This window comes from Paraburkholderia sp. JHI2823, from assembly GCF_038900695.1.
GTDB classification, from domain to species: domain Bacteria; phylum Pseudomonadota; class Gammaproteobacteria; order Burkholderiales; family Burkholderiaceae; genus Paraburkholderia; species Paraburkholderia mimosarum.
Genome location: NZ_JAYMRY010000031.1, coordinates 1 through 15,261, shown reverse-complemented (window position 1 = coordinate 15,261; position 15,261 = coordinate 1). Strand labels below are relative to the sequence as shown.

The 15,261-nt window shown below is 64.2% G+C and carries 15 protein-coding genes and 1 tRNA gene; 10 read left to right on the top strand and 6 right to left on the bottom strand.

The features are described 5' to 3' along the window. Nucleotides 1-50: 50 nt before the first annotated feature. The 4 genes from VSR34_RS27040 (at nucleotide 51) to VSR34_RS27025 (ending at nucleotide 2,200) form a co-directional block, all read left to right on the top strand. Nucleotides 51-794 (top strand): cytochrome c1, encoded by a 744-nt coding sequence (locus VSR34_RS27040; protein ID WP_028213277.1) that lies wholly within the window; start codon nucleotides 51-53, stop codon nucleotides 792-794. A gap of 114 nt (nucleotides 795-908) precedes the next feature. Next, the gene (locus VSR34_RS27035; protein WP_027797364.1) at nucleotides 909-1,520 is read left to right on the top strand and encodes a glutathione S-transferase N-terminal domain-containing protein; all 612 of its coding nucleotides are present in this window, start codon (nucleotides 909-911) and stop codon (nucleotides 1,518-1,520) included. Between the two features lie 79 nt (nucleotides 1,521-1,599). Next, complete coding sequence (locus VSR34_RS27030) at nucleotides 1,600-2,106, top strand: ClpXP protease specificity-enhancing factor (protein ID WP_028213276.1); 507 nt, start codon at nucleotides 1,600-1,602, stop codon at nucleotides 2,104-2,106. A gap of 18 nt (nucleotides 2,107-2,124) precedes the next feature. Beyond that, nucleotides 2,125-2,200: transfer RNA gene (locus VSR34_RS27025), tRNA-Thr, on the top strand. A gap of 83 nt (nucleotides 2,201-2,283) precedes the next feature. Here VSR34_RS27025 and VSR34_RS27020 read toward each other — a convergent pair. Together VSR34_RS27020 and VSR34_RS27015 are read right to left on the bottom strand one after the other, a co-directional pair. Then, entirely contained in the window at nucleotides 2,284-3,234 is a 951-nt protein-coding gene (locus VSR34_RS27020) for a cation transporter (RefSeq protein ID WP_342964052.1), read from the bottom strand. A 69-nt stretch (nucleotides 3,235-3,303) separates the two neighbouring features. Continuing rightward, nucleotides 3,304-6,063, bottom strand: coding sequence for an N-6 DNA methylase (locus tag VSR34_RS27015; protein WP_342964051.1), 2,760 nt, complete (start codon nucleotides 6,061-6,063; stop codon nucleotides 3,304-3,306). 279 nt (nucleotides 6,064-6,342) lie between these two features. Between VSR34_RS27015 and VSR34_RS27010 the strand changes: the two genes are divergently transcribed. Next, on the top strand, nucleotides 6,343-7,491 hold the full coding sequence (locus VSR34_RS27010) for a class I SAM-dependent methyltransferase (protein WP_342964050.1): 1,149 nt from the start codon (nucleotides 6,343-6,345) through the stop codon (nucleotides 7,489-7,491). Nucleotides 7,492-7,613: 122 nt separating this feature from the next. Here the strand turns inward: VSR34_RS27010 and VSR34_RS27005 are convergent, their stop codons facing one another. Continuing rightward, nucleotides 7,614-7,934: a hypothetical protein gene (locus tag VSR34_RS27005; protein WP_028213272.1), complete on the bottom strand. Its 321-nt coding sequence runs from the start codon at nucleotides 7,932-7,934 to the stop codon at nucleotides 7,614-7,616. Between the two features lie 380 nt (nucleotides 7,935-8,314). Here VSR34_RS27005 and VSR34_RS27000 point away from each other — a divergent pair, with 380 nt between their 5' ends. Further along, nucleotides 8,315-9,178, top strand: coding sequence for an SAM-dependent methyltransferase (locus tag VSR34_RS27000; RefSeq protein WP_342964049.1), 864 nt, complete (start codon nucleotides 8,315-8,317; stop codon nucleotides 9,176-9,178). 14 nt (nucleotides 9,179-9,192) lie between these two features. On the opposite strand, the gene VSR34_RS26995 is transcribed toward VSR34_RS27000, so the two are convergent. Further along, nucleotides 9,193-9,777 carry a DUF1415 domain-containing protein gene (locus VSR34_RS26995; protein WP_342964048.1) on the bottom strand — a complete coding sequence of 195 codons (585 nt, stop codon included), beginning with the start codon at nucleotides 9,775-9,777 and terminating at the stop codon, nucleotides 9,193-9,195. Nucleotides 9,778-9,786: 9 nt separating this feature from the next. Continuing rightward, nucleotides 9,787-10,437 carry a TetR/AcrR family transcriptional regulator gene (locus tag VSR34_RS26990; RefSeq protein WP_342964047.1) on the bottom strand — a complete coding sequence of 217 codons (651 nt, stop codon included), beginning with the start codon at nucleotides 10,435-10,437 and terminating at the stop codon, nucleotides 9,787-9,789. Nucleotides 10,438-10,632: 195 nt separating this feature from the next. Here VSR34_RS26990 and VSR34_RS26985 point away from each other — a divergent pair, with 195 nt between their 5' ends. From VSR34_RS26985 to VSR34_RS26975, 3 genes are all read left to right on the top strand, one after another. After that, the gene (locus VSR34_RS26985; RefSeq protein ID WP_028213268.1) at nucleotides 10,633-11,916 is read left to right on the top strand and encodes an MFS transporter; all 1,284 of its coding nucleotides are present in this window, start codon (nucleotides 10,633-10,635) and stop codon (nucleotides 11,914-11,916) included. 180 nt (nucleotides 11,917-12,096) lie between these two features. Continuing rightward, entirely contained in the window at nucleotides 12,097-12,699 is a 603-nt protein-coding gene (locus VSR34_RS26980; protein WP_028213267.1) for a nitroreductase family protein, read from the top strand. Between the two features lie 196 nt (nucleotides 12,700-12,895). Further along, the gene (locus tag VSR34_RS26975) at nucleotides 12,896-14,155 is read left to right on the top strand and encodes an Hsp70 family protein (RefSeq protein ID WP_036045642.1); all 1,260 of its coding nucleotides are present in this window, start codon (nucleotides 12,896-12,898) and stop codon (nucleotides 14,153-14,155) included. Between the two features lie 174 nt (nucleotides 14,156-14,329). On the opposite strand, the gene VSR34_RS26970 is transcribed toward VSR34_RS26975, so the two are convergent. Next, entirely contained in the window at nucleotides 14,330-14,533 is a 204-nt protein-coding gene (locus VSR34_RS26970) for a cold-shock protein (protein ID WP_027797379.1), read from the bottom strand. 433 nt (nucleotides 14,534-14,966) lie between these two features. On the opposite strand from VSR34_RS26970, the gene VSR34_RS26965 reads away from it, so the two are divergent. Further along, nucleotides 14,967-15,261: amino acid permease (locus VSR34_RS26965; RefSeq protein ID WP_342964046.1), on the top strand; the 295-nt coding region annotated here is incomplete at its 3' end.

Here is a 15,261-nt window from a genome sequence, read left to right as displayed (position 1 = left end):
GAAAAACTCTCTTTTCGACACTCGCGAAGATGAGCGTACGGGCCGCCGGCATGCGGGCCGCCCTGGCTGCTCTGGCGCTGTCATGCGCCGTCGGGGCGGGATCCGTGGCGGCACAGGAAAACATTCCGCTCGACCGCGCACCCGATAACGGCGAAAATCTTGCTTCGCTGCAACACGGCGCCCAATTGTTTGTAAACTATTGCCTGAATTGCCATAGTGCGAACTTGATGCGCTACAGCCGTTTGCAGGATCTCGGCATTCCGCAGAAGCAAATCGAAGATAATCTGTTGTTTACGACCGACAAGGTCGGCAACACGATGTCCATCGCGATGCGCCCGGACGACGCCAAGGCGTGGTTCGGCGTGCCGCCGCCGGACCTCTCCGTGGAAGCGCGGGCGAAAGGGCGTGACTGGCTGTACACGTACCTGCGCAGTTTCTACCGCGACGACACGCGGCCGACCGGCTGGAACAATCTGGTGTTCGAAAACGTGAGCATGCCGCACGTGCTGTGGCAGTTGCAAGGCATCCGCACGGCGAAGTACGAGAATACGACGGACGAGGAAACCGGGGAAAAGGTCCGCCGCTTCACGGGGTTCCAGCAGGTCAAGCCCGGAACGCTCTCGCCGGTGGATTATGATGCCGACGTGGCCGACCTGGTGGCATACCTTGGCTGGATGGCCGAGCCGGAGCAGAAAACCCGCAGGCAGCTTGGCGTGTGGGTGCTCCTGTTCCTTGGCGTCCTGAGCTTTTTCGCGTGGCGATTGAACGCCGCGTACTGGAAAGATATCAAATAGGCACGTCCTGACCGACGTGGGGCCGGTGCGACGAGAAGCCGTCTGACGGTTCAGCGACCGTCTGGCGGTTTTTTCGCCCGCTGGCCTTTTGGGTTTATTGAGGAAATGTAAATCATGATGGTTCTGTACTCCGGCACTACCTGCCCGTTCTCCCAGCGTTGCCGGCTGGTGTTGTTCGAAAAGGGCATGGACTTCGAAATCCGCGACGTCGACCTGTTCAACAAACCGGAAGACATCGCCGTGATGAATCCGTACGGTCAGGTGCCGATTCTCGTCGAGCGCGATCTGATCCTGTACGAGTCGAACATCATCAACGAGTACATCGACGAGCGCTTCCCGCACCCGCAGCTCATGCCGGCCGATCCGGTCCAGCGCGCCCGCGCGCGCCTGTTCCTGCTCAACTTCGAGAAGGAACTGTTCGTGCACGTGAGCACGCTCGAAAACGAGAAGGGCAAGGCCGCCGAGAAGAACCACGAGAAGGCGCGCCTCGCGATTCGCGACCGCCTCACGCAGCTCGCGCCGATCTTCCTGAAGAACAAGTACATGCTGGGCGAAGAGTTCTCGATGCTCGACGTCGCGATCGCCCCGCTGCTGTGGCGCCTCGACCATTACGGCATCGAACTCTCGAAGAACGCCGCGCCGCTCATGAAGTACGCCGAGCGTATCTTCAGCCGTCCGGCGTACATCGAAGCGCTGACGCCGTCCGAAAAGGTCATGCGTCGTTAAGCAGTATCCCGGCGGTTTGCGGGTAACAGAGGTGGCGTGCACGGCGTGGGCGTGACGCCGCCTCGCGAAAGGATTGTTGATGCAAGAGATTTCCACCAAGCCTTATCTGCTGCGCGCGCTGTACGAGTGGTGCACCGACAACGGCTTTACGCCGCATATCGCGGTGCGGGTCGACAACCGCACGCGCGTGCCGCGCCAGTTCGTGCGCGACGGCGAGATTGTGCTGAACATCAGCTTCGAGGCGACGAGCCAGCTGCAGATGGGCAACGAGATGATCGAGTTCCACGCGCGCTTCTCGGGCAAATCGCACAAGATCGAGGTGCCTGTGCCGAACGTGCTCGCCATCTACGCGCGCGAGAACGGGCAAGGCATGGCGTTCCCGGTCGAGTCGCCGCCGGGCGACGCCGCCGATGTGCTGTCCTCCGAGGATCACGAAGAGGCAGAGGCGCACGAAGTGCGCGACGAGGCCGCCGGGCAGCCTTCGGCACCCGCCGCGCCGGTCGCGCCGGTCGCCTCCCCCGCTGTCGACAAAGATGACGACGGCGGCAACAAGGGCGGCAAAGGGCACCTCAAGATCGTGAAATGAAGTAGAATAGCGGGCTACGCCGGCTTAGCTCATCTGGTAGAGCAGTTGATTTGTAATCATCAGGTGGCGGGTTCGAGTCCTGCAGCCGGCACCAAACTCAACAAAGGGTTACGTGAAGTTCACGTAACCCTTTGTGCTTTCTTGCCCCCACTTTCTTCATCGCTCCCGCTATGGACCTCACTCGGCCCATGCCGGGTCGCTCGTGAACATGATCGTGAGCCAACGGTGCGACTCGTCCCCGCCTATCGCGCGGCCGATTTCATCGCGGATCGCATCCCACTCGGCAATGCGCTTGGGCGGCATGTCGGGCGGGACGACGAAGTACAGCTCGATTTCGCGCGAGCGGCCCACTTTCGCGACATACGCGCGGTAATACTCGAAGGCGTAGCGCTCGACGAAGTGTTTCGCGACGATGTCGACATGCTGCTTGAGGTCCGCCGGCGCGACGAGCAGCACGTCCAGCAGCGCCTGGCGGATTTCCGCGAGCGGAATTGGAATGATCGCGACGCATACCAGCACGAGCGCCGCCGGATCGACGTAGGGTGTGAGCGGTTCCCAAGCGGTTCCCTGGATCGCGTAGCCGATGCTGAACGCAATCAGCAGCGCTGCCGTGATGCCCGCCGACATGATCCATGACTTGATGTCGAGGCGCAGGAAATCCGAGTGGATCCGGCGATTCGCGCGTGATTCGACCACGACCATTGTCACGCAGGCGCTCACCGTGAGCGCGGCGTACACCAGCGCGGCGCCGAAGTGCAATTCGTGCCCTCCGGACAGCAGGTTCGTGACGCCGTTGATCAGCGCATAGACGGCCACGCCCACCAGCAGTGTGCTGTTGAGTCCGAGCACCATGGGTTCGAGATGCCAGAAACCCATGGTGAATCGGTCGCGCCATTTGCGCGGCAGGTCGACGTTGACCGCATAGGACGTGATCAGGCGCACGACCGCGAGCGCGACGGCGCTCATGCTCGCATCGACGAGCGAGTACACGCCGTCGAACACAATGGAAAACGACCCGGAAACGAGTCCGAACACGATGCCGATGGAGGCGATCAGTAACGTCGTGACAATCGAAAGCCTCAGAACACTGCTCTCGTCGGAAGTGATCAGGAATCGGGGCCATTCCATGATGTCTGCTCAGCGCGAAGATGAGCAAGACTAGCCGACTCGCCGCGACGTTGCCGCCCGACTGCGCGGTCATCTCGTCCCGCGCGCGAGAGAGACGGCCTGGCTTTCCACGAGTTCGATTTCCTGCGCTGACAAGCCAAATGCCGCGTACAGAATGTGATCGATCTCGCGCGCGATCTCGATCACGGCCGGCTCGCCACCGTCCGACTGCGCAGCCGCCAGCAGCCGGCTCACGCGCGCCGCGACCTCTGCGCGCACCCGTGCGTCTCCCGGCACGGGCAATGCGTCGATCATCGCCCGTGTGAACACCACGCCGCCGTTGTAGCTCGACGCGCCGTGTTTCGCGCGGATCAGAAAGACCGAGAGCGGGCAGTTCAACAGCGCTGCCGCGAACTTCAGCAGGTTCTCGTCGTGCGAGCGGAGGATCAGCGTGGTCTTGCCGGGAATCGTGTCGCCCGCGAGATCGAGCGTCGCGTCGAGCCGCGTGAGCCCCTTCACGATCAGCTTTTTCGCATTGGATTTCGCGCCGTATCCGTTTGCGAACGTCGAGGCGAAACGCACACGGTCGACCACCGGTTCGTCGTAGCGTCGTCCGAGATAGGTCATCGGCTTGCTGCCCCACCGCGAGATATAACGTCCGAGCGTGCCCGTATTTACCACCCGATAGCGACCTTCCGCCAGAAAGCGGCCGTTAGCCTCTTCGATGAGCGGCGCGAGCCGGTAGGCGTCTGAAGTCGCGCATGCGTTCTCGCACGGCAGCAAGGCGCCGAGCGTGGCGTGCGAACCGGCGAGCCGTTGCACGAACGCGAAATGCGGCGAAAGCAGCGCGTCGAGCGGCCATGGCGCTTCAAGCGTGCGTTTGTCGGTCTGCGCAAGCTCGGTGAGCGTTTCGCCCTCGATCTGTGCCGTCGTGATGGCCGTCGTGCCCGATTCGCGAAACAGCGTGATGATCGAATCGACCCGCGCCTGTTCGAACACGTCGCGTCCAAGCGCGACGATGCGCTCGATCTTGCCGATATGCCGTGCGCGCAAGGCATTGCCGAAGGGCTTCGACAGCCATTTGTCGGGCGTGAGAAAGGCCATCGCGCCCCCCGGCCGCAGCAGTGCGAGACCCAGCTCCATGAATACGATGTAAAGATCCCAGTTGCCCTTCGCACTCGGCCAGCGTAGCGCGAGCCGTTCGCGCAGCGCGCGCTGGCCTTCGTTGATCATGCGTTCGGAATCGATATAGGGCGGGTTCGCGATGACGGCGTCGAAGCGTTCGAAGTCGCCGTTGTCGTTGAGGAGGTCCGCGAAGGCGATGCGCCATTCGAATGCCATGGCATCGTGGGCCGTTGCTTCGCCATCCTCATCGAGGCGCTTGCGCAATGCGTCGCGCAGTTGCGCGAGCCGCGCCGCTTCGGCGGTCCTTGCCGCCTGCGTGGCCGTCGCCCGAAGTCTTGCCGTGCTCGCGCGATAGTCCGCGACCTGTTGCGCGGCCTCGCGAAGCGGGGCGTCGAAGGCGAACCGGCTGATTGTCGCGTTGCCGTGCTTGAGGTTGGTTTCGAGATTCGGCAGCAGGACGGTCGGGGCGCCCGCTGTGAAATCCGCGTGTTCGAGCAGTTCGATCCACAGCCGCAAACGCGCCATGCCGACCGAATCCGCGCTGATATCGACGCCGAACAGCGAGCGCTCGATGATGTCCCGCTTCACGCGAAAGAGCGTGGCTTCGATTGCACGGATCGCTTCGTCGTCGCACCCGCGCGTGAGCGGTTCGCCATTCGCGTGTGTGACACAAAGGCGATCCGCGGTGATGCCGACACGGCACTCGCCGAGCGCTGCGCGCTCGCGTGCGTCCAGCAAGCCAAGCCGCACCTTTAGCACGAGCAATTCGTTGAGCGCGGAGACGAGCAGATGCCCCGAGCCCACGGCCGGGTCGCAGACGCGCAGCGAGTCCAGCAAGGCGCGGGCTTCGTCGCGGTCTTCGATCGATTTGGATAACTGGTCGATGCTCGTGCAGCGCCAGCCCTTCGCGCGGTTGAAGCGGTTGAGTGCCGCCTGCGTGACGGCGGGCCGGGCGAGCTGCATCGCGACGCTGCCCGGCGTGTACCACGCGCCGTCGCGGTAGCCATTGAGCTTCTCGAAGACGAGGCCGAGTGCCGAGGCGTCGAGGCAGCGTCGGCTGGCGCCCCCCGCCAGCCCGGTGGAGAACTCGAAGGCGGCGAGGAAATCGAGCAGATACGCAAGCACGTGGCGCTCGCCGCTCGCCTCGCTGAGCACTGTGGCGGAGTAAAGCGGCAACGTGGCGCGCTCGTCGAGGGCGCCCATGGCGTGCAGGCCTGGCTCGATATCGTGCGGTTCGAAGAGCGATCCGTCGAAGCGCGGAAGATGAGCGAAGCGCTTCGCGTGCGTGACGTCGCAGGGCCCGAGTATGGCGTTGCACAGCGCGTCGAGATCGCTGAACGAGCGAATATGTCGCGCGTTCAGGAAGGCATAGGTCGAATCGTCGTCGTGCAGCGTCAACAGACGCGTCTCGAGCACCTTGAGAAAGACGAGCCGGCTGATCCAGACGATACAAATCCGCAACGCGAGCGCGAAGTGGTCTTCTTGCGCAAGCTGGCATTCATCGGCAGCGAGACGCGACAGCGCGAGTTCGATGAGCGAGCCATGCAAGCGCTCGTGAGGCGCGCGTCGTGAGACGGTGCGCCTCGCGCCGTGAACGCTCTCCTGCAGACCCACGATGTGCAGCAATTCGGCGTAAAACCCTTCGTCGAGCCGCACGGCACCGGCGTTGGCGCGGCGCGTGCGCGGTTTGCGCGCGCGGCGGGTCTGCTGGGTGGTTCGTGGCATGGTCTCTTGCTGTCGGACAGGGCGCGGTCGGCGCACATTTTACTGCCGCAGGTCCGGCCTTCCGCATGTCCATGCGTCCTATGCCGTTCGGCCGGGTCGACGCGCCCGAGCGGCTGAGCGATGATGGCTGCAAAGAGGAGGGGGCGGAACGCGCCGCATCGCTCTGCTATATGATGGCGCCGCTCAAGGCGCGCCGCGGCGTCAACCCGCGGGCCACTGTACGGCCGGACAATTCGTCCCCACCGTGCAAACCGGTCCGCCGCATCGAATACCCGACTTATGACCGAACATCCCACTCTCACCTGGCCCGATACAGATGGCCCGCGTACCGTGCGCTGGCGCTCCGAGGCTGGCGTGCCAGCGCCGAAACGCGTGGTCGTCGCCGACGACCGCACGACCGCGGACGCGGCGTACCGTCTCGCCTGCGAAGGCACGGCGCTCCTGTGGTGCGGCGACTATCAGAATGCGCGTCAGCTGCTGCAGGCGATGGCGCGCCGCGCGGAGCGCAAGCCGCGCAAGGCCGCGCCACCCGGGGCGCCCGCTTCGCCGCTCGAAGCCTTTCATCTGCACCGGCAGGCGCAGGCGCAGCGTGCCCGTACGCTAGGCATGGTGCTGATTCCGCTCGAAGGCGATTACGGCATCAACCTGCGCCGCGCGCCCGACGTGCGGCTAGCGTGCGAGGAGGCGTGGGGCGCGCCCGATGGCGAGCCTTCCGCAGTGTCGCTGCGCGAGATCCTCGGTCTGATCGGCGCGCATGAGTGGCGCAAGAAGGGCGTCGCGGTCGCGTCGCTGAACGGGGCGCGTATTCATCCGTACTACGGCGTGTTCTCGCCCGTGCGCGGCGAATATGTCGATCTCGTCGCGCGCACGGCGCTGCCAACGCTGGAGAAGGCCTTCGATATCGGCACGGGCACTGGCGTTCTGGCCGCCGTGCTCGCATCGCGTGGCATGAAGCGCGTGGTCGCCACCGATCAGGACGCCCGCGCGCTGGCCTGCGCAAAGGAGAACCTCACGCGCCTTGGCTATGCGGAGCAGGTCGAAGTCGTCGAGGCGGATCTGTTCCCGCCGGGCCGCGCGCCGCTCGTCGTTTGCAATCCCCCATGGGTGCCGGCGCGCCCCGCTTCGCCCATCGAATACGCCGTGTTCGATCCGGAAAGTCGCATGCTGCGCGGCTTTCTCGGCGGCCTCAAGGATCATCTCGAACCGGGCGGCGAGGGCTGGCTGATCCTGTCCGACTTCGCGGAGCACCTCGGGTTGCGCACGCGCGATTCGCTCGTGGAGATGATCGAGCAGGCCGGACTCGAAGTGGTGGGGCGCGAGGACATCCGTCCGAGGCATCCGAAAGCCACGGATTCCAGCGATCCGCTCTACCATGCGCGGGCGGCTGAAGTGACATCGCTTTGGCGCCTGAAAGTTCGCGCGGAGTGAGCGCGGGGCAGGGAGAACGCAGGCAACACCGAACAAGGCGGGCCGCTCGCGGCCCGTGTGGCTGTCGATCAGCGGCGCTGGCGGCGCAACCGCCGCGCCGGCGTTCCGGGCTCACATTGGCGTTACCCCGGATAGGCCTCGTCGACTTTGAGACCTGCGAGCTTGAAAATCACGCGCAGGGTCTGCGGCTTGATATCGCGGCGCGATGCCAGTGCCGACATCACGAAATCGAGCACCTTCGCGTACTTCAGCAGAATCAGGCAAGTCTCGAGATCCGAAGGGCCGTCGCGCATGCTCTCCGCGACTCGCAGCATCTCCACCGAGATGTCGCGCGCCATTTCCAGCTCCAGTTGCTGCTTTTCCGTCCAGTCGGGAACCGTGAGAAGTTTCGTAAGCAGTTCCTGGAATTTTTGCTCTGCGTTTCCGTCAGGTATCGTGTTCATTGCATGCCCCATGCAAGGCCGTACAGCGTCGAGCGCTCTTCGCGCAGCGAGGACTGCGCCAGCCTGATTCACCGCAACCGGCAGTCCCGGTGCGACCTCCCAATGCGAGCCCGTCGATACGATGCCGACCGGTCGCGCCACGTTTTGGTCCTTTGTGGGCATCGGGGACAAAATCCTCGTGTCTCTTTTACTCAACCCCCTCCCTCCTGGTCGCACGTGGGTCAGGGTGCGGATCGCAGTGGCTCTGTTACGACACGGGCCGCTCTTCTGGGTTCGACAGCCTCGACTAGCTTTTTTCGTAAAATGACAGGAAAACCGCAACCCTTCTGTCGCCTGTCGCACGTTTCGCGACAGGCCTCGCCATTCATCCGATCACGCCGATGTCAAGCAAGACTTACGAAGTCCGTCCCAATCAATCCGTCGAACTCCTGAAGGAGCTCCACATCCTGACGCGCGACGGCAAGATGAACCAGGACAGCCGCCGCAAGCTGAAGCAGGTGTACCACCTGTTCCAGTTCATCGAGCCGCTGCTCAAGGATCTCAAGGAGGATGGCCGCGACGTGACCCTTGTCGATCACGGGGCGGGCAAGTCCTATCTGGGCTTCATTCTCTACGACCTCTTCTTCAAGGATCAGCGCGACAGGTCACACATTTATGGCATTGAAACGCGCGACGAGCTCGTGCGGCACTCGCAGGCACTCGCCGAACGCCTGGGCTTTGGTGGGATGTCGTTTCTAAACCTGTCCGTTGCGGAGTCCATCACGTCGCCGCAATTGCCGCCGAGTGTCGATATCGTGACGGCGCTGCATGCCTGCGACACCGCCACCGATGACGCCATCCGCTTCGCGCTCAAAAAGCACGCGCGCTATATCGTGGTCGTGCCGTGCTGCCAGGCGGAGGTGGCCGGTGTGCTGCGCCGCAATAAGGGCAAGTCGCTTGGGCAGGCGCTGGCCGAGATCTGGCGTCACCCGCTGCATACGCGAGAATTCGGCAGCCAGATCACGAACGTGCTGCGCTGTCTGCAGCTCGAGGCGCACGGCTATCAGGTGAGCGTGACGGAACTGGTGGGCTGGGAGCACTCGATGAAGAACGAACTCATCATCGCCCAGTACAAGGATTTGCCGCGGCGCCGTCCGGCAGCGCGGCTCAACGAGATACTCGATACGTTCGGGCTCGCGGACCTGCGCGAACGCTTTTTCACCGAGGACGGCGAGGCGGCCGCCGAGCCAGCCACCGAAGCCTGATCACTGGCGCGGCGTCAGTCGCGCTTGCTCATCCACTCGCGCCAACCGTCGAGACCGAGCTTGCGCAGCGTTTCCTGATTGCGCTCGTAAATGTCGGCGGCGTCCGGGAACGCCTCGACTGCGCGCTCGATGCTCGCTTCCCGTAGCAGATGCAGGATCGGATACGGCGCACGGTTGGTGTAGTTCTCGATGTCGTCGGGCGCGGTGCCATCGAACTGATAGTCCGGATGGAAGCTCGCGACCTGTAACGTGCCTTCCAGCCGCAACTGCTGCACGAGGCGTTCGGCGAACCACGTCGCGTCGTTGAAGTCCGCGAAGTCGGCGAGCGCGTGGGGCAGGATCAACAGCGTCGTGTCGATCTCCGCGGGGTCCGCCTCAGCCAGCGTTCGCAGTTCTCGTTCGAGATCGGTGAGGACGGCTTCCAGTTCAGTAGCCTCGCTGATGACGTAGCGGATCTGGTTCTTCACGTGCACGCTCTTCGCGAACGGGCAGAGGTTCAAGCCAATCACGGCGCGCGTGAGCCAATGGCGCGTCGCTTCGAGAATGGCGGCGTGATCGGAAGAGCGAGCAGCGGGCGATGGGGCAGCGGTTTCGTTCATCGTGTCATTTTACGGGCGGCTGGCGCCGGGGCACGCGGCCTCGATCAACAGCTTCGCCATGCGCGGTGCCGCGAGAATCGCGCCGCAGCCCGGACCGTAAGTCTGGCTCGCGGCGTAAATGCCTTCCACCAGCAGCGCGAGTTCCTCGGCGAGCGCGGCCGGGTCTTTGGCGCCCGCCCCCTTCGCGAGTGAAGCGAGCCGCGCCATGAGCCGGCTCTTGTTGCTGTCGACGCTGCGCCGCGCGGGATGCGAGGGGTCGGGAAATTCGGTCGCGACGTTCACGAACGGGCAGCCGCGATAGCCCGGCGCCGAAGCGCGGCGCGACAGGTCCTCGAAATACTGCACCAGTTGCTTCGCGGGCTCGCCGGGATGCTTGGCGAGGCTTTCGTCGAAGCGCTCGAAGAAGCGCACATCGCAGCGCTGCAGGTACGCGACGACGAGATCGTCCTTCGACGAAAACTGCCGGTACAGGCTCATCTTGTTGACACCGGCTCGCTCGACCACCGCTTCGATGCCGACTGCGCGCACGCCCTCGCGGTAGAACAGCTCGTCGGCGGCGCGCAGCAGGTGCTCGTGCGCGCGCGCGCCGGCCGTCTGCGCGCGCGGGCGGCTCGTCCGGGCGGCGGAAGACGGCGTTTCGTCGTGGCCTTCGTGTTTCATGAGGGCATCTCGCGATCAGGGGTTTGCTTGACATGTTACCGAGCGGTAACTACTATCGCAACACACTTGTGACCGATCGGTAACAATCCGGCGATGGCGAATTGACGCAGCCACGCGGGCTCAGGCACAGAACCTTCAACCAGCGATCAACGAGAAACTGCGCGTGCATCCCACCGCGGCGTAACAGGAGCAGCAATGAACTGGGCAGCGAGGCGAATAGTCGGGCGTTTCCACTATGGATGGCTCGTCGTGGCGGTGGTGTTTCTGGTGCTGCTGGCCGCGGCCGGCACGCGCGCGACGCCGAGCGTGATGATGGTGCCGCTCGAGCATCAGTTCGGCTGGAGCCGGGCGACCATCTCACTTGCCATTTCGGTGAACATTGCGCTCTACGGCCTGATGGGCCCGTTCGCAGCGGCGGCGATGCAGCGCTTCGGCGTGCGGCCCACGCTGCTCGCGGCGCTCGCCGCCATGGCGGCGGGCGTGGCGCTTTCCGCGCTGATGACGCATCCGTGGCAGATGATCCTGATCTGGGGCGTGATGGTGGGCGGCTCAACCGGCGTGGCCGCGCTCTCGCTTTCGGCCACGGTCGTCACGCGCTGGTTCCACTCGCACCGGGGCCTTGCAATGGGCATCCTCACGGCGAGTTCGGCCACCGGGCAGCTCGTGTTTCTGCCGTTCCTCGCGGCCATTGCCCAGAAGTACGGCTGGCAGCCGGTGGTGCTCGTGGTCGCGGCGGCAGCCGCCGTGGTCCTGCCGCTCGTGCTGTTCCTGTTGCCCGAGCGGCCCGCCAGTGTGAATCTGCGTCCGTTCGGCGAAGACGAAACCACCCCCGTCGCACCGCCCGCTCCGCAGCAAAATCCGCTGAAGATCGCGTTTGACGCGCTCTTCTCGGCCAGCCGCACGCGCGACTTCTGGCTGCTCTTCTTCAGCTTTTTCATTTGCGGCGCGAGTACCAACGGCTATGTGGGCACGCACCTCATCGCCATGTGCGGCGACTACGGCATGACCGAAGTGCAGGGCGCTTCGCTGCTCGCGACGATGGGCATCTTCGACCTGTTCGGCACGACGCTCTCCGGCTGGCTCTCGGACCGCTTCAACAGCCGCCTGTTGCTGTTCTGGTACTACGGTCTGCGCGGCCTTTCGCTGATCTATCTGCCGCATGCGTTCGGCATCGACTTCTTCGGCTTGCCGATTTTCGCGGTGTTCTACGGCCTCGACTGGATCGCGACCGTCCCGCCGACGGTGCGCCTCGCCACCGACGTGTACGGCAAGGAGCGCGCGCCGATCGTGTTCGGCTGGGTCGTGGCGGGCCATCAACTCGGCGCGGCGTTTGCTGCGTTCGGCGCGGGCCTGCTGCGCTCGAGCCTCGGGACCTATACGGTGGCGTCGATGATTTCGGGCGGCTTGTGCATCGTGGCGTCCTTCCTCGTGCTGCGGATCAATCGCGGGCCGCAAACGGTGAGCGTGCAGACGGCCTGACGCGGCTCGCGGGCGCGCCGTCACGCGCATGTGTCAATTCCGCGCGCCCGCGTACTGCGCAGGCGCATCCGAAGGGCAAAGCGCAAGCGTCGCCCTTCGGGTTCGAGCGTATTTCGCGCGCTACGGTTATGCTAGTGACCCCCGGGGCACGCCGCCCTCCAACCCAAGGACACACAAGGCATGACGAAGCACAAACCCGCACCGACAGCCGTGCCCATTCATGAACTCATCGCCGGCCGCTGGAGCCCGCGCGCCTATTCGAGCGAGCCGGTGAGCCGCGAGGCGCTACACGCGGTGATCGAGGCGGCGCGCTGGGCGCCCTCGGGCTACAATCAGCAGCCGTGGCGCTTTATCGTGTTCGACCGCAATGTCGACGAAACCGCGTTCAAGCGCGCCTTCGCGACACTCGTGCCGTTCAACCAGCAATGGAATGCGCCCGCGCCGGTGCTGATCGCGGTGACGGCGCAAACGCTCAACGCCAAGGGCGAAGTCAACCGCACGGCGCAGTACGACGCGGGCGCCGCGGCGATGTCGCTCGTGCTTCAGGCGCATGCACTGGGTCTTGCCGCGCACCAGATGAGCGGTTTCGACGTGCAGGCGTTCCGCAAGGAATTCGCGCTGCCGAACGACGTGGAGCCGCTCGCGATCATCTCGATCGGCCACTACGGCGAAGCCGAGAAGCTGGAGCCGGTGCTGCGCGACCGGGAGAAGGCGGAGCGCACGCGCTCGGCGGTGGGCGAAATCGCCTATGAGAACGCATGGAAGCACCCGTTCAAGGGCTGATTCGGGCGGGTAGCTGCGCGCCGCTGTGGCGTTGCAGGTCGTTCCCGAGTGAAACGCGCGGCGCCGTCCGCGCGTTTTTTCTTGCAGGGCCGCATCATGGGCCGCCGGTTGCCCCGCGCCGCGCTTTCGTGTTACAAAGCCGATCCCCCCGACCTTTCCTCTCTCGCGCGCGCATTCGCTGCGGCGCGCCCTTGCCATGACCAGCTTCTGCGCGATTGACTTCGGAACCTCCAATTCGGCGGTGGCGCTGCCGGCAGCCGCCGACGGCGCCATGCGCCTCGCGCCGGTGGAAGGCGACCACACCACCTTGCCCACGGCGGTTTTCTTCAATGTCGACGAACACACGCGCGAATTCGGGCGCGCGGCGATCGCGTCCTATATCGATGGCTTCGACGGCCGCTTGATGCGCTCGATGAAGAGCATCCTCGGCTCGCCGCTCGCCGAGAGCACGACCGACCTGGGCGACGGCAGCGCGATTCCCTATACCGAGATCATCACGATCTTTCTCGAGCACCTGAAACGCAGCGCCGAACGCTGCTCGGGCACGCCGATCACGCGCGCGGTGCTCGGGCGCCCCGTGTTCTTCGTCGACGAGGATTCGCGTGCCGACCAGCTCGCGCAGGATCAGCTCGAAGCGGCGGCGCGTCGCGTGGGCTTTCGCGAGATCGAATTCCAGTACGAGCCGATCGCGGCGGCATTCGATTACGAGTCGCGGCTCGCGCAAGAAGGGCTCGTGCTCGTGGCGGACATCGGCGGCGGGACTTCGGACTTCTCGCTCGTGCGCGTGGGGCCCGATCGCATGACGCGGCTCGAGCGCAAGGACGACGTGCTCGCGCACCACGGCGTGCACGTGGCCGGCACGGACTTCGACCGCCGCGTCGAACTGGCGACCATCCTGCGAGAACTCGGCTACCAGTCGCTCGACCCCGAGGGCCGCGAGGTGCCGAACCGCATCTATTTCGATCTGGCGACCTGGCACCTCATCAACACGATCTACACGCCCAAGCGCGCCACCGAGCTCAAGCTGATGCGTCATCTGTACCCGGACACGCGCCACCACGACCGGCTGATGCGCGTGGTCGACGCTCGTCTGGGGCACGCGCTCACGGCGCGCGCCGAGGAGGCGAAGATCGGCGTTTCGGCGGGTGGGGAGACGATGATCGATCTCGAAGCGGTCGAGACGGATTTGCGCCTCGCGTTCGGCGATGCGCAACTCGTCGAGGCGGGACGCGAAGAGACGCGTCGCATCGTGCAGGCTGCGCGCGAGACGGTGCAGATGGCGGGCGTCGCGCCAGCGCAGGTCAGTGCGCTCTACTTCACGGGGGGCTCGACCGGCCTCGTGTTCTTGACTCAGGCGCTGGCGGAGGCGTTTCCGCAGTCGCAGGCGGTGTTCGGCGACCGCCTCGCCAGCGTGGCGACTGGCCTTGGCATTCACGCGCAGCGCCTGTACGGCTAGAAGCTTCAGGCGCCCATGCGCCGTGTGAAAACCCCTGACAAGCAGAAAAACGAGGCGAGAAAAAACCCCACCTTCGGGAAGAAGCGTGGGGTTTTTTGGCAGGCTCGCTAGTCAGGATCCACGCAAGACTGCGTTCGGATCCCGAAAGCGGTAGCAGACCAATGAGCGCAGTACTTAGACCGGCTTGATGTTGGCAGCTTGCTTGCCCTTCGGGCCCGTGCGGACTTCGAATTGAACCTTTTGGTTCTCTTGCAGCGTCTTGAAGCCGTCAACCTTGATTTCCGAGAAGTGCGCGAACAGGTCTTCGCCGCCGCCATCCGGAGTGATAAAGCCAAAGCCCTTTGCGTCATTGAACCACTTGACGGTACCGGTTTCCATATTACTTTCCTAAAAATGAATGAAGGCCGAAGCCCGAGAGGTGCACGAAAATCAAGGAAGGGGTATGGGACCAGCCGGAGTACCGTTGATGGGCGAACTACGAAAGACCAATTCACACTCGCCGCTTGAAATCCTGCCCGAACTTTATACGGCTAATCGCCTGGAACGTCAACTAGGACCCCCGCCAATCTTCATGTTTTTTGCTTCAGGGTCGAAACAAAACCTTACAAAGCTTGATAAGCAAATGACTTTTTTGTATTAGGCCGATTTTTTCGGCGCTTTTCGCAGGTGCAACCGGTTAAACTACGCGCCGCGCTGAAGTTGCGCCTACAGGCGCAATCCTACGCGTGGAGGTACGGCAACCGCGGCAAACCCGCCCGCACAACAGACGGGAAAAACGCGTTGTCGAGCTGCTCTCGATACAGGAGAAGACGTGAAAAGTTCTATTCAACGGAACATCGGCCCGTTCGCGCTGATGTTCACCGGCCTCGGGTCGATCATCGGTTCGGGCTGGCTGTTCGGCGCGTGGAAGGCGGCGAAAATCGCAGGTCCGGCGGCCATTTGCGCCTGGATCATCGGCGCCGTGGTCATTCTGGCCATTGCGCTCACCTATGCCGAACTCGGCGCGATGTTCCCGGAGTCGGGCGGCATGGTCCGTTACGCGCGCTACTCGCACGGCGCCCTGGTGGGCTTCATCAGCGCGTGGGCGAACTGGATCGCCATCGTCT

Coding starts and splice junctions, on each gene's coding strand:
- VSR34_RS27000 (WP_342964049.1), top strand. CDS start 8,315: ATGTCAAGCAAGACTTACGAAGTCCGTCCCAATCAATCCGTCGAACTC.
- VSR34_RS27040 (WP_028213277.1), top strand. CDS start 51: ATGCGGGCCGCCCTGGCTGCTCTGGCGCTGTCATGCGCCGTCGGGGCG.
- VSR34_RS26990 (WP_342964047.1), bottom strand. CDS start 10,437: ATGAAACACGAAGGCCACGACGAAACGCCGTCTTCCGCCGCCCGGACG.
- VSR34_RS27010 (WP_342964050.1), top strand. CDS start 6,343: ATGACCGAACATCCCACTCTCACCTGGCCCGATACAGATGGCCCGCGT.
- VSR34_RS26995 (WP_342964048.1), bottom strand. CDS start 9,777: ATGAACGAAACCGCTGCCCCATCGCCCGCTGCTCGCTCTTCCGATCAC.
- VSR34_RS27030 (WP_028213276.1), top strand. CDS start 1,600: ATGCAAGAGATTTCCACCAAGCCTTATCTGCTGCGCGCGCTGTACGAG.
- VSR34_RS26970 (WP_027797379.1), bottom strand. CDS start 14,533: ATGGAAACCGGTACCGTCAAGTGGTTCAATGACGCAAAGGGCTTTGGC.
- VSR34_RS26980 (WP_028213267.1), top strand. CDS start 12,097: ATGACGAAGCACAAACCCGCACCGACAGCCGTGCCCATTCATGAACTC.
- VSR34_RS26975 (WP_036045642.1), top strand. CDS start 12,896: ATGACCAGCTTCTGCGCGATTGACTTCGGAACCTCCAATTCGGCGGTG.
- VSR34_RS27015 (WP_342964051.1), bottom strand. CDS start 6,063: ATGCCACGAACCACCCAGCAGACCCGCCGCGCGCGCAAACCGCGCACG.
- VSR34_RS26985 (WP_028213268.1), top strand. CDS start 10,633: ATGAACTGGGCAGCGAGGCGAATAGTCGGGCGTTTCCACTATGGATGG.
- VSR34_RS27005 (WP_028213272.1), bottom strand. CDS start 7,934: ATGAACACGATACCTGACGGAAACGCAGAGCAAAAATTCCAGGAACTG.
- VSR34_RS27020 (WP_342964052.1), bottom strand. CDS start 3,234: ATGGAATGGCCCCGATTCCTGATCACTTCCGACGAGAGCAGTGTTCTG.
- VSR34_RS27035 (WP_027797364.1), top strand. CDS start 909: ATGATGGTTCTGTACTCCGGCACTACCTGCCCGTTCTCCCAGCGTTGC.